General features: G+C 71.7%; 16 protein-coding genes. 10 read left to right on the plus strand and 6 right to left on the minus strand.

The features are described 5' to 3' along the window. Window positions 1–10: 10 nt before the first annotated feature. The 3 genes from IE97_RS0135065 to IE97_RS0135075 all read right to left on the minus strand — a co-directional run bounded on the left by IE97_RS0135065 (window position 11) and on the right by IE97_RS0135075 (window position 5,688). The gene (locus IE97_RS0135065) at window positions 11–1,540 is read right to left on the minus strand and encodes a DUF5719 family protein (protein WP_030250279.1); all 1,530 of its coding nucleotides are present in this window, start codon (window positions 1,538–1,540) and stop codon (window positions 11–13) included. Beyond that, the gene (locus IE97_RS0135070; RefSeq protein WP_078603506.1) at window positions 1,537–5,262 is read right to left on the minus strand and encodes a glycosyltransferase family 2 protein; all 3,726 of its coding nucleotides are present in this window, start codon (window positions 5,260–5,262) and stop codon (window positions 1,537–1,539) included. Before IE97_RS0135070 ends, IE97_RS0135065 begins: the two co-directional genes overlap by 4 nt. 162 nt (window positions 5,263–5,424) lie before the next feature. After that, the gene (locus tag IE97_RS0135075) at window positions 5,425–5,688 is read right to left on the minus strand and encodes a WhiB family transcriptional regulator (RefSeq protein ID WP_003975777.1); all 264 of its coding nucleotides are present in this window, start codon (window positions 5,686–5,688) and stop codon (window positions 5,425–5,427) included. 662 nt (window positions 5,689–6,350) lie between these two features. Here IE97_RS0135075 and IE97_RS0135080 point away from each other — a divergent pair. From IE97_RS0135080 to IE97_RS0135095, 4 genes are all read left to right on the plus strand, one after another. Then, a complete protein-coding gene (locus IE97_RS0135080; RefSeq protein ID WP_030250285.1) occupies window positions 6,351–6,857 on the plus strand; it encodes a cysteine dioxygenase in 507 nt (168 codons plus the stop codon). Between the two features lie 74 nt (window positions 6,858–6,931). Next, entirely contained in the window at window positions 6,932–7,891 is a 960-nt protein-coding gene (cofD, locus tag IE97_RS0135085) for a 2-phospho-L-lactate transferase (RefSeq protein WP_030250288.1), read from the plus strand. Then, complete coding sequence (locus IE97_RS0135090) at window positions 7,888–9,207, plus strand: coenzyme F420-0:L-glutamate ligase (protein ID WP_030250291.1); 1,320 nt, start codon at window positions 7,888–7,890, stop codon at window positions 9,205–9,207. The genes cofD and IE97_RS0135090 overlap by 4 nt, the downstream gene beginning before the upstream one ends. 94 nt (window positions 9,208–9,301) lie before the next feature. Next, complete coding sequence (locus tag IE97_RS0135095; protein WP_078603507.1) at window positions 9,302–10,303, plus strand: DNA-3-methyladenine glycosylase family protein; 1,002 nt, start codon at window positions 9,302–9,304, stop codon at window positions 10,301–10,303. Between the two features lie 130 nt (window positions 10,304–10,433). On the opposite strand, the gene IE97_RS0135100 is transcribed toward IE97_RS0135095, so the two are convergent. Both IE97_RS0135100 and IE97_RS0135105 read right to left on the minus strand, forming a co-directional pair. Further along, window positions 10,434–11,516, minus strand: coding sequence for a sugar phosphate nucleotidyltransferase (locus IE97_RS0135100; RefSeq protein WP_030250299.1), 1,083 nt, complete (start codon window positions 11,514–11,516; stop codon window positions 10,434–10,436). A gap of 135 nt (window positions 11,517–11,651) precedes the next feature. Then, a complete protein-coding gene (locus IE97_RS0135105; protein ID WP_030250302.1) occupies window positions 11,652–13,199 on the minus strand; it encodes a peptidoglycan recognition protein in 1,548 nt (515 codons plus the stop codon). A gap of 150 nt (window positions 13,200–13,349) precedes the next feature. On the opposite strand from IE97_RS0135105, the gene IE97_RS0135110 reads away from it, so the two are divergent. From IE97_RS0135110 to IE97_RS0135135, 6 genes are all read left to right on the plus strand, one after another. Then, window positions 13,350–14,105 carry a TIGR03089 family protein gene (locus tag IE97_RS0135110; protein WP_030250307.1) on the plus strand — a complete coding sequence of 252 codons (756 nt, stop codon included), beginning with the start codon at window positions 13,350–13,352 and terminating at the stop codon, window positions 14,103–14,105. 187 nt (window positions 14,106–14,292) lie between these two features. Further along, window positions 14,293–15,552: an LCP family protein gene (locus IE97_RS0135115; RefSeq protein ID WP_051705239.1), complete on the plus strand. Its 1,260-nt coding sequence runs from the start codon at window positions 14,293–14,295 to the stop codon at window positions 15,550–15,552. 238 nt (window positions 15,553–15,790) lie between these two features. Beyond that, window positions 15,791–17,530, plus strand: a complete 1,740-nt coding sequence (locus IE97_RS0135120) for an LCP family protein (protein WP_030250316.1) — start codon at window positions 15,791–15,793, stop codon at window positions 17,528–17,530. 75 nt (window positions 17,531–17,605) lie between these two features. Then, the gene (locus IE97_RS0135125) at window positions 17,606–19,231 is read left to right on the plus strand and encodes an LCP family protein (RefSeq protein WP_199809852.1); all 1,626 of its coding nucleotides are present in this window, start codon (window positions 17,606–17,608) and stop codon (window positions 19,229–19,231) included. 184 nt (window positions 19,232–19,415) lie between these two features. Continuing rightward, window positions 19,416–21,113 carry an LCP family protein gene (locus tag IE97_RS0135130; RefSeq protein WP_030250324.1) on the plus strand — a complete coding sequence of 566 codons (1,698 nt, stop codon included), beginning with the start codon at window positions 19,416–19,418 and terminating at the stop codon, window positions 21,111–21,113. A 92-nt stretch (window positions 21,114–21,205) separates the two neighbouring features. Then, window positions 21,206–22,963 carry an LCP family protein gene (locus tag IE97_RS0135135; RefSeq protein ID WP_106975493.1) on the plus strand — a complete coding sequence of 586 codons (1,758 nt, stop codon included), beginning with the start codon at window positions 21,206–21,208 and terminating at the stop codon, window positions 22,961–22,963. A gap of 60 nt (window positions 22,964–23,023) precedes the next feature. Here IE97_RS0135135 and IE97_RS0135140 read toward each other — a convergent pair whose 3' ends face one another. Then, the gene (locus IE97_RS0135140) at window positions 23,024–24,061 is read right to left on the minus strand and encodes a glycosyltransferase family 2 protein (protein ID WP_030250330.1); all 1,038 of its coding nucleotides are present in this window, start codon (window positions 24,059–24,061) and stop codon (window positions 23,024–23,026) included. Window positions 24,062–24,082 lie beyond the last annotated feature (21 nt).

Below are 24,082 nucleotides of genomic sequence, written 5' to 3' on the forward strand. Positions count from 1 at the left end.
CGCCGGCAGGCTACTTCTGGAGCACCGACAGGTCCTCGTCCGCCTCCGGCACCGCGACGGTCCCCCGGTCGTCCGGCAGGGTCTGCACCGTGAAGCCGGGGACGCCGCTGTCGGCCGCGGCCAGGGTGCGGGCGCCGTAGACGGGGCCGCCGGACTTCGGCTCGACCGTGAGCGCGTAGGTGCCCTTCAGGCCGCTGGGGACCGGGGGCTCGATGTCCTGGGTGGTGCCCGCCTTGATCGTGTACGTCTTGGACACCGGCGTGCCGCCCTCGCTGCCCGCCGAGGCGGTCACCTCGACCGTGGCGGTCTTGGTGGGGGCGGTCAGGGACAGGGTGCTGCCCTTGCCGCTGTTGTCCGCGGACGTCGCGCGCGTGCCGACCGGGCGGGTGGCCGGGATGAACGCCGTCTCCTGCTTGTCGCCCTTGCCGCGTACGACCCGCAGGGCCGCCACGACCGGTACGGACCGGTCCGTCGGCGTCAGCACCAGGGAGCCCGCCTCGCCGCGGGTCACGTCGTTCAGGTCGACGGCGGTCGTCATACCGCCCTTGACGTGCACCGTCTCGTGCCCGGCCGGAGTGATCAGCCCGGAGGGTGAGGCGAGGCGCACCTTCAGGTCGGCGTCGTCGTCGCCGGGAGTGAAGGCGACCAGGCGCACGGAGGTGGCGTCCTTGGGGATGCCGGGCAGGACCAGGCTGCCCGACGGGTCCGTGGACGCGGCCAGCCAGTCGCCGCCGAGTTCGTCGTCCAGGGCCTGCACGGCGGCGCCGACGCGCCCGCTGCGGACGTTGACGTGCACGGTGACGTCGCTCTGCCGCTCGTCGGTGAGGGTGGACAGCAGGACCGGCTCGCTGGAGTGCGGCTGGACGGTGATCCCCTCCCCCACCGCGGACTGGAGGGCGCCGTCCTTGCCGTAGAGCTCGAGGTCGACCACGGCGGCCGAGTCGTCGGGGTTCGTCAGGTGGACGTAGTCGGTGCGCTCGGACGTGGTGCTGGCGCCCGGGAACCAGAAACTCGTGTCCGGGGCCGTGCAGTTGACGCCCTGGAGGCCGCGCCCGGTCCCCGCGGCGACCTCCGTCGTCTCCTGGACGGTCCAGCCGGGCGCGAACCCGCCGTCCGCGGTGCCGACGAGCGCGGGCGTGTCGGCTCCCGAACTGTCCCCGGTGACCGGCTTGCCGGGCTCCTTGGGAGTCAGTACGGGCTCCTCGGTTTTCTGCTTTCCGGACTTCCCGTCATCCTTATCGCCCTTGTCGCCGCCCGCGCCCGAGCCGTCCGCGGACTCCACTGCCGCCGCCTGGAGTTCGGCCCTGCCGCCCCCTTCCGTGCCCTTGGTGACGGGCGTGAAGGAGGTGTAGGACGTCTCGGCGAGGTCGGACATGCTGGGCGCGGGGCACAGCAGGCTCGTGCGCTCCACGGGCCGTTGGGCGGCCGCCGCGGCGGTGGCGTTCGTGCCCGGCGCGTCCGGGGCGGACAGGGCCGCGAATCCGGTGACGGCGGCGAGTGCGGTCACGCCGGCGATCAGGGACAGGGTCGTGCGGTTCACTGCTGGCTCCCGTCGGGACGCTCACTGCCCGTGCCGTGGGGGTGGTGCTCCTGCTGCGCCGGGTCGTACGGCGTGCCGTAACCCTGGGTGTAGGTCTGCTCGTAGCCCGCCTGGTCGTACGACGGCTGCTGGGACTGGCCGCCGTAGGCGTACGGGTCGTACTGGCCGCCCTGGTACGGATCCGCCTGGTACGGATCCGCCTGGTACTGCCCGCCGTACGCGTCCGCCGGGTACTGCGCGCCCCGGTACTGGTCGCCCTGGTACTGGTCGCCGTGGCCCGCGTGCTCGCCGCCGCTCGGGTAGCCCGCCGCGTCCCACTGACCGTAGCCCTGCTGCTGCGGAACGCCGACGGGTGGCTGTTCCGGCTGCGGAGGTGCGGCCGGGAACTCCTCGGGCCCGGTGGTCCCTTCGGCCTCGGCCTCGGCCTGGGCGCGCAGGCGGCGGGCGCGGCGGCCCTCGCCGGCGACCGCCTGGGCGGGGACGGCCGGCTCGTCGGGCAGGTCGTCGTCGATGTCGCGGCGCCGGCCGGGCAGCGCGAGCACCACGAGGACGACGGCGAGCAGGCCCTGCGCCCACAGCCACAGGGTGTGGCCGACCGGGTCGTCGTAGGTGACGTCCAGTTTGCCGCCCGAAGCGGGGAGTTCGAAGCCCTGCGCCCAGCCGTCGACCGTGGTGCGGGGCAGCGGCTTGCCGTCGAGCGTGGCCGCCCAGCCGTCCGCGGCGGAGTCGGCCAGACGCAGCACGCGCCCTTCGGCGCCGGCCGGGATCGTGGTGTGGATGTCGACGGGCCCGGCGGCGACCGGAGCGGGGGTGCCGGAGCCGGAGGCGGGGACGATGGTGGCGCGCGCCACCTCCCGGTCGATGCGCCACAGCGCGCCGCCGGCCTGCTGGCTGAGCCGGGTCAGACCGGGCGTGGCGTCCAGGACCCGGGTGACCTCGCGGGGCGCGCCCCGGTGGACGAGGACGTAGCGCACGGCGAAGCCGCCGAGTTGGTCGGCCTGGTCGGCGCCGGAGCCGGCGACGAGGTTGGCGACGACCTTGTCGAGCCTGCTGTTCTCGCCGCCGGCCGCGGCGATCTCGCCGTCGCCGAGGCGGGCGCCGGAGCCGCGGACCAGCATGTAGCCGACGTGGGAGGCGGAGTCGCTGTCGAGGACGAGGGTGCGGGCCTGGTCGCGGGTGCCGCTCTCCTCGGCGACGAACGCGGGCACCTGGGTCGCGTCGCGCCGCTCCAGGGGCCCGTCGGCACCGCGGATCATCCAGCCGGCGGCGACGAGCAGTGGGCCCGCGGCCGAGGCGAAGGCGATCAGCGCGGCGACCGGCTGGCGCCAGCCGAAGCTCTGCTCGGCCACGCGCGAGCGCGCCCCGTCGGCGCCGAGCACGGCGGCCGCGAGGAGGGCGATGCCGTAGACGAGGGTCGCGGGTCCGGCCCAGGTGGAGCTGTTGGCCAGGACCGCGAAGACGAAGCCGGTCAGGGCGACGGCCCAGGCCGTCCAGATGGCCAGTTGGCGTTCCGAGCGCAGCAGGGCGGCGAGCGCGGCCAGCACGATGCCGATCAGCATGAGGCCGCTGACGGTGCCGGGGCCACCTGGGCTGGCGCCGAGCAGGTCGAGGGCGGAGGCGGCCGAGGGGCCGTACCGCAGACCGGCTTCCTGGAAGAAGCCGAACGGGAGCAGCGACAGCGACCAGGGCGCGAGGGCCAGCAGGGGTGTGCCGAACTGGGCGAGGAACCGCAGTGCGTACGCCGTGATGTCCGACCGGCGCAGGACCAGCAGCCCGACGCCGAGGAGCAGGGCGATGGGCCACACGATCGGGGTGAACGCGGTGGTGATGGTCAGCAGCAGGGCGTACGCCCATGTGGCCCGCCAACTTCCGCGCGTTCCAGCGCGGTTGGCAAGGCCGGCGGCCGCGATGCCCGCGCGGGCGATGAGCGGCAGCAGCACGGCCAGGACGGCGGTGCCGATCCGGCCGCCGGCCAGGGCGCCGGTGGCGGCGGGCAGGAAGGCGTAGGCGACGGCCGCCCAGGCGCGCAGCAGCCGGGACTGGACCAGCGGGCGGGAGGCGAAGTACGCGGTGACACCGGCCAGCGGCACCGAGCAGACGAGCAGGACCGTCACGGCGAGGCCGGTCGATCCGAACAGCAGGGACGCCAGCATCGCCACCAGTGCGATGTACGGCGGCGCGGCGGAGGTGCCGCCGGGGCCGACCGGGTGCCAGGCGTCCAGGTAGCGCGCCCACAGGTCGGCGGAGTCGGCCGGGGCGGGCAGCAGGGCACCGCCCGCGAGCGCCCCGCCGCCGAGGAGTTCGCGGCAGGCGACCAGGGAGACCAGCAGCAGCACCAGGAAGAGCACCGGGCCGGGCTTGCGCGCGACGCGCTTGAGCCGGGCGAACTGCTCGATCTCCAGGAAGTCCGCGTCGTCGCCGCCCGGGCCCGACTCGACGGCTCCGCCGTGCCGTCCGGCACCGGCGGCGACCTCGGGGTCGGAGCGGCCGACGAGGTTGCTCGCGACCTGCTCGACGGTGGCGCGGACGGTCGCGCCGGGCGGCGGGAACAGCGCCCGCAGTTCGCCCTTGTCGATCTGGGGCGCGCCTCTGCCGCGCCGCCCGGCGAGGATCCGCTCGGGCCTCAGCAGCGTGCCCAGCAGGCCCCGGATCTCGTCGACGGCCTGACCGGGGACCTTGCCGACGAGGTAGGCGAGGGTCCGCAGCAGGGTGCCGAGCACGATGCGCAGCAGCACCCAGGGCAGTGCGGCCGTACGTGTGTTGACGAGGAGGGTGTAGACGGCGCCGGCCTTGTCGACCTTGTGCGGGGAGGCGGCGGTGCGGCCCACGCAGTCGACGGTGCGGCGCTCGCGGGAGGACGCCTCGGCGTGCCGGACGACCGCCTCGGGGGCGACGAGGACGCGGTACCCCGCCGCGTGGGCGCGCCAGCACAGGTCGACGTCGTCGCGCATGAGCGGCAGGTGCCGGTCGAAACCGCCGAGCTGTTCGAAGACGTCACGGCGGATCAGCATGCCGGCGGTGGACACCGACAGCACGGTCCGGACGTGGTCGTGCTGGCCCTGGTCCTGCTCGCGGCGGTCCAGGCCGGTCCAGCGGCGGCCGGAGTTGGCGATGGAGACGCCGACCTCCAGCAGCTGCCGCCGGTCGTACCAGCCGCGCAGCTTGGGGCCCACCACGGCCACGTCCTCGCGGCCCAGCTCGTACTCGTTGTCCACGACCCGCAGCAGCTGGGCCAGGGCGTCGGGCTCCGGGGCGCAGTCGTCGTGCAGCAGCCACAGCCACTGGACCGGCTCGCCGTGCGGGAGCTCCGGCATGTCGTAGGCGTCGTCGCGCCACGAGCGCGTCACCGGGTCCCAGCCGCTGGGCCGCTTCAGGTACGGCAGGTGCTCCGGGGTGAGGACCGGGGCGGTGCGACCGCACTCCTCGACGGCCTGGCCGAAGCCGGTGCGGCGGGCGAGGTGCAGTACGCGGTCTGCGCCGAGGGCTTCGGTGACCAGCTGGGCGGAGTCGTCCGCGCTGCCGGTGTCGGCGCCCATCGCGTACTGGACGGGGCGCTCCTGGCCGAGCAGCCCGGCGAGCGCGTCGGGCAGCCAGCGGGCGCCGTCGTGGGAGACGAGGACCGCGGTCACCACGTGGCGCGGGAACTCGGGCGGGCGGGCTGCGTCGAACGCGGCGGTGGCAGCGGTGTCGTGGGGAGCTGCCGGGTGGCTGTGCACGGACATCGAGGTACGGGCCCCGGTTCGGTGGACTGTGGGGGACGCCCGCGACCGGTGGGGCTGCGGGGCGTCTCGGACGAGCGACCACACTATCGGCTGTGCAACAACGGGGCCCGCCGCCTGTGGACAACCCACGGGTGACGGGCCTTCACGAAGAACCGGGTGCCGTCAGACGGCCGCCTTCTTCAGCCGGCGGCGCTCCCGCTCGGACAGGCCACCCCAGATGCCGAAACGCTCGTCGTTGGCCAGGGCGTACTCGAGGCACTCGGAGCGGACCTCGCAGGCGAGGCAGACCTTCTTGGCCTCCCGGGTCGAACCGCCCTTCTCGGGAAAGAAGGACTCGGGGTCGGTCTGGGCGCACAGTGCGCGCTCCTGCCAGCCGAGCTCCTCATCCGCGTCGTCGACCAGCAGTTGCTGCACCAGCTCGGTCATGTGCGCCCCTCGTCTGTTCTTTCCGCGTCCCCGTGATGTAGCCGTTACCGATTCCGGCTGAACGACACGAGTGAAATTACAAGTGTGCTGCTCCGGGCGAGTCAAGCCGAGATCTGCTATTGAGCCCCTTATTCACTCTGCGGAACCAAGCCCATGCGGAAAGTGTTCAAATCACCTTAAAACCTGACACACCGACGGAGCCCGCAGGGGCTCCGCACGTCCGCCGGACCTCTCGCAGACCCGTACGAAGAAGGACGCCCAGAGGTTCGATCTCGTTCCGACACGCATGTCGAAGCGAACCGGATCACATTCGGATCACGAGTCCGCAACGGCGTTTGACGCGCCTGGATGGACGCCATGTGTCCCGGACGGGCCATGAACAAACCTTTCATCTGAGCGATGAACCGGATGAGGTGAACCACGTCCCACATACCGGGTGCCGAGTTGACAGTGGAGGTGTGAACCGGTGTCCTAGTGGGCATGCTCGCGAACTCGGCACTCACCTCGACCCGCCCCGCCGGGTCCCACGGTGCTGCCCGCGCTCGCTGTAGCTGTCGCTGTTCCAGCTGTTGAGCCACACCCGCTCCAGCTGAAGGCCGAGCCACCCCGACCCTCGGCTCTCGTTCCCTCTGACCTTCTTTCACTGAGGAACCACCGCACCCATGAACAGCGACAGCGACCTCCAGATCGCCGGCGACATCCTCGAAGTCCCCCACCTGCTCCAGGCCCCCCGCGAGCACCCGGCCACCGTCGCCGAGTTCGTCGGCCTCGCCCGCGCCATCGCCGCCGACCGTGCCCAGTGGGAGCACCTCGTCCGCTACGACGCGGCCAGCCGCTGGTACCACCGGCTGCGCACCGGCCCGGGCTACGAGGTGTGGCTGCTGTCCTGGGTGCCCGGGCAGGGCAGCGGGCTGCACGACCACGGCCGCTCCTCCGGTGTGCTGACCGTGCTGGACGGCACGCTGACCGAGCGCACGGACCGGGGCACACGCGCCTTGCGGGCAGGCGCGCAGCGGGTGTTCGCGCCGGGGTACGTGCACGAAGTCGTCAACGACGCGCTGGAGCCGGCCGTCAGCCTGCACGTCTACTACCCGGGCCTGACGGAGATGCCCATGCACACGGCGCAGCACTGCGAGGCCCGGAGCACGCCGGGGGCCATGACCGCCTGACCGGTTGCCGTAGCCGCTGACCGGTTGTCGTAGCCGCTGACCGCTTGTCGCAGCGGCCTGCAAGACTGGCTCCCATGCGCATTGTGGTTCTGGCAGGCGGCATCGGTGGTGCCCGGTTCCTGCGTGGTCTGAAGCGGGCCGTGCCGGACGCGGACATCACGGTCATCGGCAACACCGGGGACGACATCCACCTCTTCGGGCTGAAGGTCTGCCCGGACCTCGACACGGTGATGTACACGCTCGGCGGCGGCATCAACGAGGAGCAGGGCTGGGGGCGCGCCGACGAGACCTTCCACCTCAAGGAGGAACTCGCGGCGTACGGAGTCGGGCCCGAGTGGTTCGGCCTCGGCGACCGGGACTTCGCCACACACATAGTGCGGACCCAGATGATCGGCGCCGGATATCCGCTGAGCGCGGTGACGGAGGCGCTGTGCGACCGCTGGAAGCCGGGCGTGCGGCTGATCCCTATGTCCGACGACCGCGTCGAGACCCATGTGGCCGTCGAGGTCGACGGGGAGCGCAAGGCGGTTCACTTCCAGGAGTACTGGGTGCGGTTGCGCGCCTCGGTGCCGGCCGAGGCGATCGTGCCGGTGGGCGCCGACCAGGCGAAGCCCGCGCCGGGCGTCCTGGAGGCGATCTCCGAGGCGGACGTGATCCTCTTCCCGCCGTCCAACCCGGTCGTGTCGATCGGCACGATCCTGGCCGTGCCGGGCATCCGGGAGGCGATCGCGGACGCCGGGGTGCCGGTGATCGGCCTCTCCCCCATCGTCGGCGACGCGCCCGTGCGCGGCATGGCCGACAAGGTGCTCGCCGCGGTGGGCGTCGAGTCGACCGCACCGGCGGTGGCCGAGCACTACGGCTCGGGCCTGCTGGACGGCTGGCTGGTCGACACGGTGGACGCGGGCGCGGTGGAGCGTGTGGAGGCCGCCGGGATCCGCTGCCGGGCCGTGCCGCTGATGATGACCGACGCCGACGCGACCGCGCGGATGGCTCAGGAGGCGCTGGCTCTCGCGGAGGAGGTGCGCGGGGCATGAGCGGCGCGGAGCAGGGCGACGGCGGCTACCGGGTGTGGGCCCTCGGGGGCATACCGGAGGTCACGGCCGGGGACGACCTGGCCAAGCTGATCGCGGCCGCCGAGCCCGGTCTCGCCGACGGTGACGTGCTGCTCGTCACGTCGAAGATCGTGTCCAAGGCGGAGGGCCGGATCGTCCAGGCGGCCGACCGGGAGGCGGCCATCGACGCGGAGACCGTGCGGGTGGTCGCCCGGCGCGGCAGCCTCCGGATCGTCGAGAACCGGCAGGGCCTCGTGATGGCCGCGGCCGGGGTCGACGCCTCCAACACCCCTCCCGGGACCGTGCTGTTGCTCCCCGAGGACCCGGACGCCTCGGCGCGCGGGATCCGCGAGGGGCTGCGGGACGTCCTCGGGGTGGACGTCGGCGTGGTCGTCACCGACACCTTCGGGCGGCCCTGGCGCGCGGGGCTGACGGATGTCGCGATCGGCGCCGCCGGAGTGCGCGTACTGGACGACCTGCGCGGGGGCACGGACGCGTACGGCAATCCGCTCGGCGCCACCGTCGTCGCCACCGCCGACGAACTCGCCGCCGCCGGCGACCTGGTCAAGGGCAAGGCGGCCGGGCTGCCCGTCGCCGTGGTGCGCGGACTGCCGCACGTGGTCGCGGACGGCGACGGCGAAGAGGGGGCACGGGTCATGCTGCGCGGGGCGCGCGACGACATGTTCCGGCTCGGCACCTCGGAGGCGGTACGGCTGGCGGTGACCCAGCGGCGTACGGTCCGGGCCTTCACGGACGAGCCCGTCGATCCCGAGGCGGTACGACGGGCGGTGGCCGCGGCAGTGACCGCGCCTGCACCGCACCACACCACGCCGTGGCGCTTCGTGCTGCTGGAGTCCGGGGAGTCGCGGACGCGGCTGCTCGACGCCATGCGGGACGCCTGGATCGCGGACCTGCGGCGGGACGGCAAGACGGAGGAGTCCATCGCCAAGCGGATACGGCGCGGGGACGTCCTGCGGAACGCGCCCTACCTCGTCGTTCCGTGCCTGGTCATGGACGGCTCGCACACGTACGGCGACGCCCGGCGTGACGGGGCCGAGCGCGAGATGTTCGTGGTCGCCACGGGTGCCGGCGTGCAGAACTTCCTGGTCGCGCTGGCCGGGGAGCGGCTCGGATCGGCGTGGGTGTCGTCGACGATGTTCTGCCGGGACGTGGTGCGCGAGGTGCTGCAACTGCCCGCGGACTGGGACCCGATGGGCGCGGTGGCGGTCGGGCATCCGGCGGAGGAACCCCGGCCGCGGCCGGAGCGGGACGCGGGGGCGTTCATCGAGGTGCGGTGACAGGCGCGGGGCGGGGCCTACCCTCGTAGGGCTGCTTCGCTCGTGTCCTGCTTCGCTTGTATCCTCCTTCGCTCGCATCCCAGGGACTTCATCCATGGCAGGTCGGTTCGCTCCCAGACCCACCCGTACGACGGTGCGCGGTGGGCATGTCGCCGTCGCCGGGGGCGTGCCGCGGCAGGCGGCGGGACCGGGGCGGGTGCGGGACCATGTGCCGGACGGGCCGCTGGATCTCGGGCTGGTGCTGGGGCCGCTGCGGCGCGGGCCGGGGGATCCCACGTTCCGTGTGACGCCGGACGGGTCCGTGTGGCGGGCCTGCCGTACGCCCGCCGGGCCCGGGACGCTCCGGGTCCGCGCCTACGGCGGTGGGGTGCGCGGGGAGGCCTGGGGGCCTGGGGCGGAGTGGCTGCTGGAGCAGTTGCCGGAGATGCTCGGGGCCGCCGATGATCCGTCCGCGTTCGTGCCGCGGCACCGGCTGGTGGCGTTGACCCGGCATCGGCGGCCGGGGCTGAGGCTGACGCGGAGCGGGCTGGTGCTGGAGTCGCTGATCCCGTCGATCCTGGAGCAGAAGGTCACGACCGATGAGGCGTATCGGGCGTGGCGGTTGCTGGTGCGGAAGTTCGGGGAGCCGGCGCCGGGGCCCGCGCCCGGGCGGATGTGCGTGATGCCGGCGCCTCGGACGTGGGCGTTGATTCCGTCGTGGGAGTGGCATCGGGCCGGGGTCGACAACAAGCGGGCGTCGACGATTCTGCGTGCGGTCCGGGTGGCCGGGCGGTTGGAGGAGGCGGTCCGGATGGAGCCGGGGGCCGCTCGGGCGCGGCTGGAGGTCGTGCCGGGGATCGGGCCGTGGACCTCGGCGGAGACGGTGCAGCGCAGTCACGGGGCGGCGGACGAGGTGACCGTCGGGGATCTGCATCTGCCGGGGATCGTGGGGTGGGCGCTCGCCGGGGACCGGGATGCGGATGACTCCGTGATGCTGGAGTTGCTGGAGCCGTATGCGGGGCAGCGGCATCGGGCGGCTCGGTTGATCCTGCTGAGTGGGAGGGTGCCGGGGCGGCGGGCGCCGAAGATGCCGCGGTGGGATATCGGGGTGTTGTGAGCGCTGCCCCTTTTCCGGGTGCTCGGCGTCGGTGCTGGGGCCTGGTGAGTGCGCAGCCCGGCGCTGCGGGGTGCCGCTGCGCCCACCCGTGCCGCCCCAGCGGCACGACTGCCCGCAGCGGCGGGGGCGGTTACTGGTCGGACGAGAAGCGGACCGCTCCGGCTGGGATCTGGGCGTCGCACCAGATGCGGGTGCCCTGGAGGAGTTCGTTGTCGGGGCCGACTGTCGCGCCGTCGCCTATGACCGTGCCCGTGAGGACCGAGCGTTCGCCTACGCGGGCCCGGGTGCCTATGAGGGAGTCGGTGATGACCGCGCCGGGTTCGATCACGGCCCCCGGGAGGATCGTGCTGCCGAAGACGCGGGCGCCCTCGGCGACGAAGGCGCCCTCCCCCACCACGGTGCCGCCCGAGAGCTTCGCGTCGGCCGCGACCCTCGCCGTCGGGAGGACCAGGCGGTCGCCGCAGCGGCCGGGGACCGCGGGGGACGGGGCCCTGCCCAGGACCAGGTCCGCCGAGCCCCGGACGAAGGCCGCCGGTGTGCCCAGGTCCAGCCAGTACGTCGAGTCGACCATGCCCTGCAGGTGCGCCCCGGCGGACAGCAGGCCGGGGAAGGTCTCCCGTTCCACGGAGACCGGGCGGCCCAGCGGGATGGTGTCGATGACCGAGCGGCGGAAGACGTACGCCCCCGCGTTGATCTGGTCGGTGACGATCTCCTCCGGCGTCTGCGGCTTCTCCAGGAACGCCAGCACCCGGCCCGTCTCGTCCGTGGGGACCAGGCCGTAGGCCCGCGGGTCCGTCACCTTCGTGAGGTGGAGCGAGACGTCCGCGCCCGTCGTCGCGTGGGTGTCCACCAGGGCCCGGATGTCGAGGCCGGTCAGGATGTCCCCGTTGAAGATCAGCACCGGGTCGTCGGGGCCGGAGTGCAGCCGGGAGGCCACGTTGCGGATGGCTCCGCCGGTGCCCAGGGGCTCCTCCTCCGTCACGTACTCGAGGTGGAGTCCGAGCGCGGATCCGTCTCCGAAGTACGGCTCGAAGACCTCGGCCAGATAGGACGTGGCCAGGACGATGTGCTCGACGCCCGCCGCTCTCGCTCTCGCCAACTGGTGCGTGAGGAAGGGCACCCCGGCCGCCGGGACCATGGGCTTGGGCGTGTGCACCGTGAGCGGGCGCAGCCGGGTTCCCTTGCCGCCGACCAGGAGGATCGCTTCTGTCACGTGTCGTCTCTGCTTCCTGCCGGGACCGGCCGAACTGTCTTTCGGCCGGTCAGTGTATGCAGACCGTTCCGTGGCGCCTTCGCTGGCCGTGCGGCATTCCGCCCCGCTGCCCCCCGACGGCGGTGAACGTGTGTCTCAGCGGCCCTGGTACCGGGCCGCCTGGGAGCGGGCCGAGCCGAGCTTGCCGTAGAGCTTGCGCCCCGGGCACGCCGTCTGAAAGCCGTCCCGGTGACCCGAGATCACGTTCAGTCGAACCTTCTTGCCCTTTCGGTAGAGATTGCCACCCCCGGACTTCAGGTATGTCTTCCCTCGTGGATTGACCCCGTGCAGGCCCAGCTTCCACGCCGTGAGCCGGGCGATGGCCCTGACGGCGGCGGACGACGGATTGGTGGCGCCGTACGAACCGAGGACGGCGATCCCCATGCTGTTGCTGTTGAAACCACGGGTGTGCGCGCCGAGGACCGGCTTCGCCACGCCCCCGGCGCGGCCCTCGTAGATCTTTCCGCACTTGTCGATGAGGAAGTTGTAGCCGACGTCGCGCCAGCCCATGCTCTGTACGTGGTAGCGGTAGATACCACGGATGAGTGACGGGGACTGCGAGCAGCTGTAGTTGTTTCCGCTGGCGGTGTGGTGCACGAAAGCCGCCTTGACCTTCTTGGTGTAGCGGAACTTCCGCTCCCGCAGACCCTCGTTCGCGCCCCAGCCGCGGCGCGTGACGATGCGCGGCCGCGGGCCGATGTACGGCTTCGCCTGCAGCAGCTGCTCCGTCAGCGCGCCCGCGTTGAGGGCGAAGTACTCCTGCTCGGTCTCGGGGCGGCTCAGTTCCGCGATCTCGGTGGCGCCGAAGGAGGCGAGCTCGGCGTTGACGGCGGAGGCTTCGGCGGCGGCGGTGACCGCCGTGGCGGCGGAGGTCCCGGCGTTCGGGCCGGCGTTCGGGCCGGCGTTCGGGCCGGCGTTCGGGCCGGCGTTCGGGCCGGCGTTGCGGGGGCTCTCCTCCGGTGCGCCGGAGAGTGAGGCGTCCTGGGCCGCCTCGCCGGGGTCCACGAGTTCGAGGCGGAGGCCGGAGGGGAGCGAGGGATCGGCGGGCAGGTCGTGGGCGTCCGTGCCGTAGGGACCGGGGTCGGCTTCCGGGCCGTCGGGCTCGGGCGTGACCCGGAGTTCCACGCCGTCGGACTCGCCCACCCAGAGTGGTGCCGTGGCGCCCCGCGCCCGGTCGGTGGCGCTCTCCGGGCCGCCCGGGTCGGCCCTGTGGTCGGCTGTGTGCGTCTCCACGTCCTGCCAGCCCGACCAGGTGCGGGTGCCGGCGGAGCGGGTGCGGACCTGGACGCGGCCGTGCAGTTCGGCTTCGGGGTCGTCCCAGACGACCCCGAGGAGGGAGAACTGGCGTACGGCACGGCGGGACAGGCCCTGTTCGGTGGTGCCGGGGGCGCTCGGGGTGGCGCGGTCGCGGCTGAGGGGTTCGAGGGGGAGGGACTGGGTGCTGCCCAGGGCGTACGGTTCGGCCGCGCGCCGGTCGGTCGTGGTCGTGGTCGGCGTCCCCGCACGGGGCGCGGGTCTCGCTGTCATGGCGGCTTCCGCGGTCGGTACCGGTCTCGCCGTCGCCGCGACGGCGGGAGGAGTGAGCGGGAGGGCCAGAGCGGCCGCACAGGTGACACCGATGGAAGAAGCAAGGATTCCGCGCATGCCCCTGATCTTGGACATAGTCGTATAAGTCTGTCCATTTGGGATTTGACGCACCGTCGGTCCACGTTCGGCCGAACCGGTGACGGACCGGCGGCGGGGCGGTGGCCGGGGCGTTGGGTGCGGGTCCGTGCGGCACGTACGCTTGCGCGGGTGAACGCCATCGATCGCACCCCTGCCGACCTGCTGGGTTCCGCGCTCGCCGCGGATCCGGGACGCCCGCTCGTGACCTTCTACGACGACGCCACGGGCGAACGCGTCGAACTGTCCGTGGCCACCTTCGCCAATTGGGTGGCCAAGACCGCCAACCTCCTCCAGGACGAGCTGTCCGTCGAGCCCGGGGACCGGGTGGCTCTGCTGCTGCCCGCGCACTGGCAGACGGCGGTGTGGTTGCTGGCGTGCTCGTCGGTGGGGGTCCTCGCGGATGTGTCGGGGGATGCGCGGGCGGCCGACGTCGTGGTGAGCGGGCCGGACGGGCTGGAGGCGGCGCGGGCCTGTTCCGGGGCACGGATCGCGATGGCGCTGCGGCCCCTCGGCGGGCGGTTCCCGGAAACTCCCGAGGGCTTCGTCGACTACGCGGTGGAGGTGCCGGGGCAGGGCGACCGGTTCGTGCCGTACGCGCCCGTGGATCCGGAGGAGCCCGCGCTGGTCGTGGCGGGGCGGGAGTTCAGTGGCGCGGAGGTCGTGGAGCGGGCTCGGGCGGAGGCGACAAGGCTGGGGCTCACGGGGCCGGGGTCGCGGATCCTGTCGGGGCTTCCGTACGACACGTGGGAGGGGTTGAACGCGGGGTTGTACGGGCCGCTGGCCACGGGGGGTTCCGTGGTGCTGTGCCGGCATCTCGAGCGGGCCGGGGACGAGGTGCTGGACAAGCGGGTGGAGAATGAGCGGGTTACGGCCATCGCCCGGTAGGGCGTTTTAGGGTGCTCGGCGTCGGTGCTGGGGGCCGGGGGGCAACCCGACGCTACGGGAGTGCCGCTGCGCCTACCCTCCCCCGTTCGGCCCATCCCCACCCCTCCCCCACCCCCCATCCACGCCACAGTCGTAGGAGAAGTGCGCGCGGCGCGTTCCTACGTCAGGTGTCTGGAGGGGTGCTGTCTTGGCCGGCACCAGTGGTGGGTCCTTCCGGAAGCCGAAGGCCGGCGCGGGCGCCTCGGCCAGCGGCCGGGGGCTGGTGCGGCGGCGTCGGCGGCGGTGGGTGCGGTGGACGGCGTTCGGGGGCACCGCCCTCGTCGCGGTGGCCGCGGGGGCCGGATGGGCGGTGTACGCGAAGCTCAGCGGGAACATCACGCCCGACGAGGCGGCCGCGGCCGAGCTCGCGCGGTACGAGAAGGAGCGGCCCACCTCGCTGGTCAAGGACGCGCGGAACATCCTGCTGATCGGGTCGGACTCGCGCGAGGGCGACGACAACGCCCGCTACGGACGGGACTCCGGGACCGAGCGGTCGGACACCACGATCCTGCTGCACCTGTCCGCGGGCCGGAGCAGCGCCACCGCCGTCTCCCTGCCCCGGGACCTGATGGTGGACCTGCCGGGCTGCCGGCGCCCTGACGGGTCCCGCAGCGCACCGAGGTTCGCCATGTTCAACCAGGCCTTCCAGCTGGGCGGTTCGGCCTGCACCATCCGGACCGTCGAGAAGCTCACCGACATCCGCGTCGACCACCACGTCGTCGTCGACTTCCATGGCTTCAAGAAGATGGTCGACGCGGTCGACGGCGTCGAGGTGTGCCTGAAGGAGTCGATCGACGACCGGGCGGCCAAGCTGAAGTTGCCGGCGGGACGGGTGACACTCAACGGCGAGCAGGCCCTGGGCTACGTCCGTGCCCGCAAGTCGCTCGGTGACGGCAGCGACACGGAAAGAATGGAGCGGCAGCAGCGGTTCCTCGGGGCACTCGCCAACAAGGTGCGCAGCAATGACGTGCTGCTGAATCCGGTGAAGCTGTATCCCGTGCTCGACGCCGCCACATCCTCGCTCACAACCGATCCGGATCTGGCGAGCCTTCGCGGTTTGTACGAACTCGTGCGGGGGCTGCGCGACATCCCCATGGAACAAGTGCAATTCCTGACCGTCCCTCGGCGCTCGTACGCGTACGACGCCAATCGCGACCAACTCGTGGAGCCCGAGGCGGAGAGGCTGTTCGAGCGGCTGCGCACGGACGCGCCGGTGGTGGTCGCGGGGCACGCGCCGCATGGTTCCGCCCCACGGAGGTCCGCCGATTCGCATGACGGTTCGTACGGGGATTCGTATACCGGGCCGTTTGCGGTGCCATTTGCGGGGCCGTTCACGGGGCCCGTCGTCACCGTTTCTCCTCCACCGACGTTCCGGGGCAACACGGCAGCCGAGGACACCTGTGAGTAAAGCGGGCGCCAAGCAACTCCAAGGTAACGAACTCTTCACTTGAGAAATGGGCGAATTGCCCAGGTGTAGGGACGTGCAATGCATCACCGTCGTCGCTCGACGCTGAACCGGGCGGTTAGTGTGAGCGATCCGGTGCGCCCGGCTCTGAGGACGGTCCTGAGGTCGCGCACTGTGTGACCGAGACCCGGGCGCCTTGGAGGGGGAAGGCGCCGCGCCCCGACGGAGGAAACAGACAACCGTGGACGCGCAAGGCCGTGGGCGGGCGGACGACATCGATCCCGCAGACCAGTGGGTGCTCAATCCGAACACCGGCGAATACGAAATGCGACCGCCCAGTTCCCCACTGCAGTCAGGCGTTCCCAGCCCCCGCAGGCCACCGTCCTCCGACATGGACACGCCGGCGCGCGGCCGTGCGGAGGCGCCCGGTCGGCGGTCCGAGACGCCCGGCCGCGCGGTACCACCGTCGCGCAGGCGCCGCCGGGTGCCGGAGGAGCCACTGCCCGGGCGGCGCGGGCGCCGGCCGGCCAAGAAGGCCGCGAAGGGGAAGAAGGCCCTGCTGTGGACCGGCGGCGCGATGGCGTTCGTGCTGGTCGCGGGGGCGGGTGCCGCGTACTTCTACATCGAGCACCTGAACGGCAACATCGCGTCCGTCTCCGACGACGGCGCGAGCACCGGTGGCTTCCAGAAGGACAAGGCCATCAACATCCTGCTGATCGGCACCGACAAGCGCACCGGCGCGGGCAACGAGAGCTACGGCGACGCGGGCAGTGTCGGTCACGCCGACACCACGATCCTGCTGCACGTCTCCAAGGACCGTTCCAACGCGACCGCGCTGAGCATCCCGCGTGACCTGATCGTCGACGTGCCGGACTGCCCGACGACGCAGAAGGACGGCTCACAGAAGGTCATCCCCGGCACGCCGCAGGCCCGCTTCAACACCAGCCTCGGCCAGGACGGCCGTACGCCCAGCTGCACCATGCGGACCGTGACCGAGCTGACCGGCGTCAAGCCGGACAACTTCATGGTCGCCGACTTCAACGCGGTCAAGACGCTGACCAGCGCGGTCGGCGGGGTCGAGGTCTGTCTCGGCAAGGACATCGACGACCCGGACTCGCACCTCAAGCTGTCGAAGGGCACCCACACGATCGAGGGCGAGCAGGCCCTCGCGTTCGTGCGCACCCGGCACGCCGTCGGCTTCGGCGGCGACCTGAGCCGGATCGGGCTGCAGCAGCAGTTCCTGAGCGCGCTGATGCGCAAGCTGAAGTCCAACGACACGCTCACCAGCCCTTCCAAGATGCTCGACCTGGCCGAGGCGGGCACCAAGGCACTGACCGTCGACTCGCAGCTGGACAGCATCAGCAAACTGAAGGACCTCGGCATGGAGCTGGGCAAGCTCGACACCAAGAACCTGACGTTCACCACGACCCCGGTGATCGACAACCCGGCGGAGAAGGTCAAGACGACGGTCGTCCTCAACGAGTCGACGGCCCCGCAGGTCTTCCAGATGATCAAGAACGACGTCTCCTTCACCGCGGTCAAGCAGCAGAAGAAGAAGGAGGCGGCCGCGGTGGCCGCCCGGCTGGAGGGCGCCAAGGCCCCGGCCTCCGAGGTGCGGGTGCGGATCCTCAACGGCGGTGCCGACGCCGGCAGCGCCCAGGAGACGCTCGGCTGGCTGCAGAACGAGGAGGGCGTGACCAGGTCGGAGAACGCCGGTAACGCGCCCTCCGAACTGGCGAAGACCACGCTCGAGTACGCCCCCGACCAGGCCGACCAGGCGCGCCGCCTCGCCGACATCATGGGCCTGTCCGGGTCGGCGATGAAGCCGGGCGAGAGCGTGGAGAACGGCCAGGGGCTGCCCGCGATGACGCTCACCCTCGGCAAGGACTTCGAGGGCGCGGGCGTCTCCCTCACCGCTCCGGCGAAGGCGCCGGAGGGCGTCGACAAGTCCACGGCGGACAAGGTCGAGTGCGCCGAGTGACCTGAGGGGCCTGCCGTACGTCTCACAAGGCGTACGGCAGGCCTTGTCCGGTGACACGGGGGTGGGGGAAAGCAGATGCGGCAGAGCAGCAGGGGGTACGAGGAGGGGGCGGCACCGGGTGCCGGGCCGCGGGTGCCGGAACCGGGCGGCCCCTTCGGGCGGGACGGCGCAGAGAGCCGTGACAGCAGGCGTCCCCGCACCGGGCGCCGCGCCCTGCGCTGGTCGGCGACGACCCTGTCCGTGCTGATCCTGGGGACGGCCGGCGCCGGTTACTTCTACTACGAGCACCTGAACGGCAACATCCAGAAGGGCGCGCGCAGCAGCGGCGACTCCAAGGCGCGGAAGGCCGCCCCGAACGCGGCCGGACAGACGCCCCTGAACATCCTGCTGATCGGCTCCGACAGCCGCGCCTCCGACGAGAACGTGCGGCTGGGCGGCGCCCGGAAGGACCGCGACAACCCACCCCGGGGCGACGTGCAGATGCTGATCCACCTGGCCGCGGACCGCGAGAGCGCCTCCGTGGTGACCATCCCGCGCGACACCCGGGTCGACATACCCAAGTGCACCGACCCGAAGACCGGAAGGACGTACCCGCCGGTCAACACGATCATCAACGCGTCGCTGGCCCGGGGCGGAGCGGGCTGCACGCTGGCGACCTGGGAGAACCTCACCGGGGTCTACATCGACCACTGGATGACGATCGACTTCGCCGGCGTCGTGAAGATGGCGGACGCCATCGGCGGGGTCGACGTGTGCGTCGAGCAGAACGTGTGGGACCGCCCGCTGCCCGGGGTACCGGGCGGCTCGGGTCTGAAGATGAGGGCCGGTCACCGGAAGGTCCAGGGGGTGCAGGCGCTCCAGTGGCTGCGCACCCGCCACGCCTGGGGCAGCGACCCGCTGCGGGCCAGGGCGCAGCACATGTACATGAACTCGATGATCCGCACGCTCAAGGCGCAGAACGTCTTCACCGACACCGGCCGGCTGACGGACCTGGCCGAGGCGGCCACCAGATCGCTGCATGTGTCCGAGGAGATCGGCACGGTGAAGAAGCTGTACGACCTGGGCATGCAGCTGAAGACCGTCCCGACGGACCGCATCACCATGACGACACTGCCCACCGCGGCGGACCCGGAGAACGCCAACCACCTGATCCCGGCAGGCGCCGACGCCGACCGGGTGTGGGCCATGCTCCGCGACGACGTGCCCTTCGACGACAAGGGCGGGAAACCGGGCGCGGGGAAGCCGTCCGGGGCCGCGCGCAAGGTGTCCGACGACCCTGCCGCTGCGGACGACGAGATCGGCGTCCTGGTGCGGAACGCCACGCGGTCGAGCATCCTCGGCCCGGTGAGCGGCCGAGCGAGTTCCGTCGCGCAGTCGCTCGTGGGCAAGGGCTTCAGCAAGGCCGCCGCGGACACCTCACCCGCGCTGTCCGAGGAACGGACCGTGGTGCGCTATCCGAGCGCCGAACTGGCGGGCGACGCCCAGCGCGTCGCCAAGTCGCTGGGCATTCCCGCGGGTTCGGTGAAACGGTCGACCGATGTCTCCGGCGTCACCGTGGTCGTGGGCGCCGACTGGCGTACGGGCACGGCCTATCCGAAGCAGCCGTCGCCGAAGGCCGGGGACCTGCCCGGCGACGCGGACGCGCTCAATGGTTCCGACACCGGAAAGTGCATGGACGTGTACGCGCCCTACCGCTGGTAGAGATTCACGGCATGGAATTGGGCTGGATTGCCCGAATGTATGGACGGTGAATTTGTCATTCGGCGCACACCGGCGTTCAACTGGGCGGATAGTGTGAGCGATCCAGTGCTTCTGTGATGACCAAGTACCCGTGCGCCTTCCGGGGGGAGAGGGCGCCGCGTGCCCCGACGGAGGAAACAAGACCGTGGACGCGCAACGCCGTGGGCGGGGGGATCAGATCGACCCCGCAGACCAGTGGGTACTCAATCCGAACACCGGCGAATACGAACTGCGACTGACTCCATCCGCAGCGCAGTCGCCGGGCGCCGGGGAACGTGCGGGCGCGGGCCGTCGTAGTGCGGCGCCCCGCACCGATGTCCCGCCGCAGCGCAGGCGGCGCGGCGCCCCCGAGGAACCGCCGCCGGGGCGGCGTGCCGGGCGACGGCCGGTGCAGCGGAAGCCGAAGAAGGCGAAGAAGGTGCTGGTGTGGACCGGCGGCACGATGGCGTTTCTGCTGGTCGGTGTCGGCGCGGCCGGCTACTTCTACCTCCAGCACCTGGAGGGCAACGTCAGCACGACCGACGTCGGCAGCGCGGGAGCGAGCAACTTCAGCAAGTCCGAGGCGTTCAACATCCTCATCATCGGCACGGACAAGCGCACCGGCGAGGGCAACGAGGGCTACGGCGACAAGGGCAGCTCCGGGCACGCCGACACCACGATCCTGCTGCACGTCGCCGAGGACCGCTCCAACGCGACCGTGCTCAGCATCCCCCGGGACCTGATCGTGAACATCCCTGACTGCCCGACGAAGCTGGAGGACGGCTCGGAGAAGATCATTCCGGGCCAGCAGGGCGTCCGCTTCAACCGGAGCCTCGGCGAGAGCGGCCGGGACCCCGGCTGCACCATGCGCACGGTGAAGGAGAACACCGGCATCCAGCCCGACCACTTCATGATGGCCGACTTCAACGCGGTGAAGACGCTGACCACGGCGGTGGACGGCGTCGACGTCTGCGTGGAGAAGCCGGTGAACGACAAGGAGTCCAAACTCGTCCTGCCCGCGGGCGAGTCGACGGTCGAGGGCGAGCAGGCTCTCGCGTTCGTCCGCACCCGCAAGAGCTTCGGAAACAGCGGCGACCTCGACCGGATCAAGGTGCAGCAGCAGTTCCTGGGCTCGCTCATGCGCAAGATGTCCTCCAGTGACACCCTCATCAACCCCTCCAAGCTGCTGAAGCTGGCCGAGGCCGCCACCAAGGCGCTGACCGTGGACGAGGCCATCGGCAGCGTCGGCACGCTCAAGGACGTCGCGCTGGAGCTGAAGAAGGTGCCGACGAAGAACATCAGCTTCGCGACGGTGCCGGTGGTGGACAACCCCGCGGAGCGGGTGAAGGCGACGGTCGTCCTCGACCCGTCGAAGGCCCCGCAGGTGTTCGACATGATCGTGAACGACATCTCGTTCACCGAGGTCAAGGAGCAGAAGAAGAAGGAGAAGGACGCCGAGGCCGCGCGGCTGAAGGGCAGCAAGGCCCCGGCCTCCGACGTCCGGGTGCGGATCCTCAACGGCGGTGCCGTCGCCGGCAGCGCGCAGAAGACGCTCCAGTACCTCCAGGTCGAGGAGGGCGTGACCAAGTCCGAGAACGGCGGCAACGCGCCCTCCGCCCTGGCGAAGACCACGCTCGAGTACGCCCCCGACCAGGCCGACCAGGCCCGCCGCCTCGCAGACATCATGGGACTGTCCGGGGCGGCGCTGAAGCCCGGCGAGAGCGTGACCAACTCCCAGGGTGTGCCGACGATGACCCTCACCCTCGGCAAGGACTACAAGGGCGCGGGTGTGAAGATCAACGCCCCGGTCGACGCTTCGGACGTGGAGAAGTCCACGGCCGACAAGGTGAAGTGCGCGAGTTGACCCGCTGAGGGCAACTGACAGGCCCGTCGTGCGTCTAACAGGAGGCAGGGCGGGCCTGTTGCATGCGCCGTCGGCGGGAAGGACCGGGAAAAGTGACGCAGAGCGGTGTGCGGGAGAACGAAACGCGGCAGGGCGTCCGCCGCCGTGAACGAGTCCCGGGCGAGTCGGAGGCGAAGACGCCTGACGGTGAAGGCGGATCGCCGGGGGCCGCGAAGGCGGCCGACGCCGCCGATGCGCCGGCTCCGGACGCCGGGGAGCCGGGGCACGCCCCCGCACCGGCGCGGGAGGCCGGGCCGGCCGGCCTGGCGAGCGCACAACCCCCCGACGACGGCGACGGTGACGGCGATGGCCGGAGTAGTGCCGGCCGGCCCCGGCGCCCGCGTCGGCTGCTGAAATGGTCCGCCGCCGTGCTCGCCCTGCTCATACTCGGGACGGCCGGAGCCGGTTACGTGTACTACCGGCACCTCAACGGCAACATCAAGAAGGAGGCCCTGAACCTCGGCGACAGCAAGGTCGCCGCTCCCACCCCGAACGCGGCCGGTCAGACCCCGCTGAACATCCTGCTCATCGGTTCCGACGCGCGGGACAGCAAGGAGAACCAGAAACTCGGCGGCGCCCGCGAGACGTTCGGCGCCACCCCCCTCGCGGACGTCCAGATGCTGCTGCACCTGTCCGCCGACCGCACCAACATGTCCGTCATCAGCATGCCCCGCGACACCCTGGTGAAGATCCCCAAGTGCACCGACCCCGACGACGGGAAGGTGTACGAGGCGACCCAGGGCCGGAGGATGACCAACCAGAGCCTCGGCCACGGCGGCCCGGGCTGCACCGTGGCCACCTGGCAGGAGCTCACCGGCATCCACATCGACCACTTCATCATGGTCGACTTCGCGGGCGTGGTGTCGATGGCCGACGCCGTCGGCGGTGTCCCGGTGTGCGTCGACGCCAACATCCACTCCCGCACCTCCGACGGCAAGGGCTCGGGCCTGAAACTGGAGAAGGGCACCTCGTACATCCAGGGCGAGCAGGCCCTGCAGTGGCTGCGCACCCGCTACGGCTTCGAGGACGGCAGCGACCTCGCCCGCTCCAAGGCCCAGCACATGTACATGAACGCGATGGTCCGCCAACTGCGCGACAACGCCACCCTGAGCAGCCCGAACAAGCTCCGCAGACTGGCCGAGGAGGCCACCCGGGCCCTGACGGTCGACCCCGGCCTCGACACCGTGAAGAAGCTCTACGACCTCAGCACCGAGCTGCGCAAGGTGGAGCCGAAGCGCATCACCATGACCACGATGCCCAACCGGTACGTCGGCGCCCGCGTGGAGCCCACCGAGGACGCCGAGCAGCTGTTCCGGCTGGTGCGCCAGGACATCGCTCTGGACGGCCGGGACAAGGCCGGGAAGCAGACGACGGAGCAGGACTCCGCCGACCCGGCCGCGGCCGACGACGAGATCCCCGTCCAGGTCCGCAACGGCACCCGCACCGACACCCTGGCCCCGGCACGTGGCCGTGCGAGCACGGTGGCCGGCCTGCTCACGGAGAAGGGCTTCGCCCAGGCCGTCGCCGACACCGACGGTTCGTGGAGCGAGGACCGCACCGTCGTCCGCTACCCGAGCGCCGACCTGGAGGGCGACGCCCAGCGGGTCGCCAAGGCCCTGGGCATTCCGCTCAGTTCGGTGAAGCGGTCGACCGAGGTCTCCGGCGTCACACTCGTCGTGGGCGCCGACTGGCGCGAGGGCACCGACTACGAGGCGCCGAAGCAGGACGACAAGACCCCGGAGTCGGCCAACGCCCTCAACGGCGCAGACGACAAGGCCTGCATGAAGGTCGACCCGGCGTTCACCTGGTGACGGAAACGGGCCCCGCCCACAGGGGGCGGGGCCCGGACACGAGCGGCGAACGTACGTGCGTCAGCCGGTGGCGGCGTCCGCGCGGACCGCCGGGCGGCGGGAGGCGATGACCTTCCTCGCCAGCGACCGCGGACTGGTCAGGAAGCCCCAGCCCCACGACATGTGCATGGTGGCGAGCGCCACCGGGATCTGCAGCCGCGCCTTCAGCGGCAGCCCCTTGCCCGCGGGCACCGAGCCGAGCAGGATCGCCGCGAGATAGCCGCCGGGCACCACGAAACCCCACGGCGTCAGCAGCGCGCCCACCACGGTCCCGGCCGCGATCGCGCACACCGCGGTCGGCGGAGCGAGGTAACGCAGGTTGATCGAGCCCTCGTGGTAGCGGGCGACGACGTGGCGCCAGCGGCCGTAGTCCTTGTACTGCTTGGCGAGCGCCTTCACGCTCGGCCGCGGCCGGTACGACACCCTCAGCTCGGGCGAGAACCAGATCAGCCCGCCGGCCTCACGGATACGGAAGTTCAGCTCCCAGTCCTGGGCGCGGATGAACTCCACGTTGTAGCCGCCCTGCTGCTCCAGCGCCTCGCGCCGGAACACACCCAGGTAGACGGTCTCGGCCGGGCCCGCCTGCCCACCCGTGTGGAAGGCGGCGTTGCCGACCCCTATCTTCGAGGTCATCGCGGCGGCGACGGCGTGCTCCCAGTCGTTCTCGCCCTCGGCGTGCATGATGCCGCCGACGTTCTGCGCGCCGGTCTCCTCCAGGAGCCGTACGGCGGTGGCGATGTAGTTCGGGGAGAGCATGCCGTGCCCGTCGACGCGGACGACGATCGGGTGGCTGGAGGCGTTGATCGCCGCGTTCAGCGCCGCGGGCGTACGACCGGTCGGGTTCGGGACGGTGTGAACACGCGCGTCTTCTGCCACGAGCTCGGCGGCGATCTCGTCCGTGCGGTCCGTGGACGGACCGAGGGCGATCACGACCTCCATCTCGCCGGCGTACTCCTGCGCGAGGATCGCTTGGACTGCTCCCCGCAGATGCCGTTCCTCGTTGAGGACGGGCATGATCACGGAAACGGCGGGGAGCCGCACGTCGGGATTGGCGTTCATAGGGGGCTCACGTTACCGCGA

The sequence above is a fragment of the Streptomyces sp. NRRL S-455 genome, from assembly GCF_000717875.1.
Classification (GTDB): Bacteria; Actinomycetota; Actinomycetes; order Streptomycetales; family Streptomycetaceae; genus Streptomyces.

Bases quoted from the DNA above. Each gene is read 5' to 3' on its own strand.
- cofD (WP_030250288.1), top strand. From the start codon at position 6,932: ATGCGCATTGTGGTTCTGGCAGGCGGCATCGGTGGTGCCCGGTTCCTG.
- IE97_RS0135140 (WP_030250330.1), bottom strand. From the start codon at position 24,061: ATGAACGCCAATCCCGACGTGCGGCTCCCCGCCGTTTCCGTGATCATG.
- IE97_RS0135105 (WP_030250302.1), bottom strand. From the start codon at position 13,199: ATGCGCGGAATCCTTGCTTCTTCCATCGGTGTCACCTGTGCGGCCGCT.
- IE97_RS0135090 (WP_030250291.1), top strand. From the start codon at position 7,888: ATGAGCGGCGCGGAGCAGGGCGACGGCGGCTACCGGGTGTGGGCCCTC.
- IE97_RS0135075 (WP_003975777.1), bottom strand. From the start codon at position 5,688: ATGACCGAGCTGGTGCAGCAACTGCTGGTCGACGACGCGGATGAGGAG.
- IE97_RS0135070 (WP_078603506.1), bottom strand. From the start codon at position 5,262: ATGTCCGTGCACAGCCACCCGGCAGCTCCCCACGACACCGCTGCCACC.
- IE97_RS0135080 (WP_030250285.1), top strand. From the start codon at position 6,351: ATGAACAGCGACAGCGACCTCCAGATCGCCGGCGACATCCTCGAAGTC.
- IE97_RS0135095 (WP_078603507.1), top strand. From the start codon at position 9,302: ATGGCAGGTCGGTTCGCTCCCAGACCCACCCGTACGACGGTGCGCGGT.
- IE97_RS0135125 (WP_199809852.1), top strand. From the start codon at position 17,606: ATGCGGCAGAGCAGCAGGGGGTACGAGGAGGGGGCGGCACCGGGTGCC.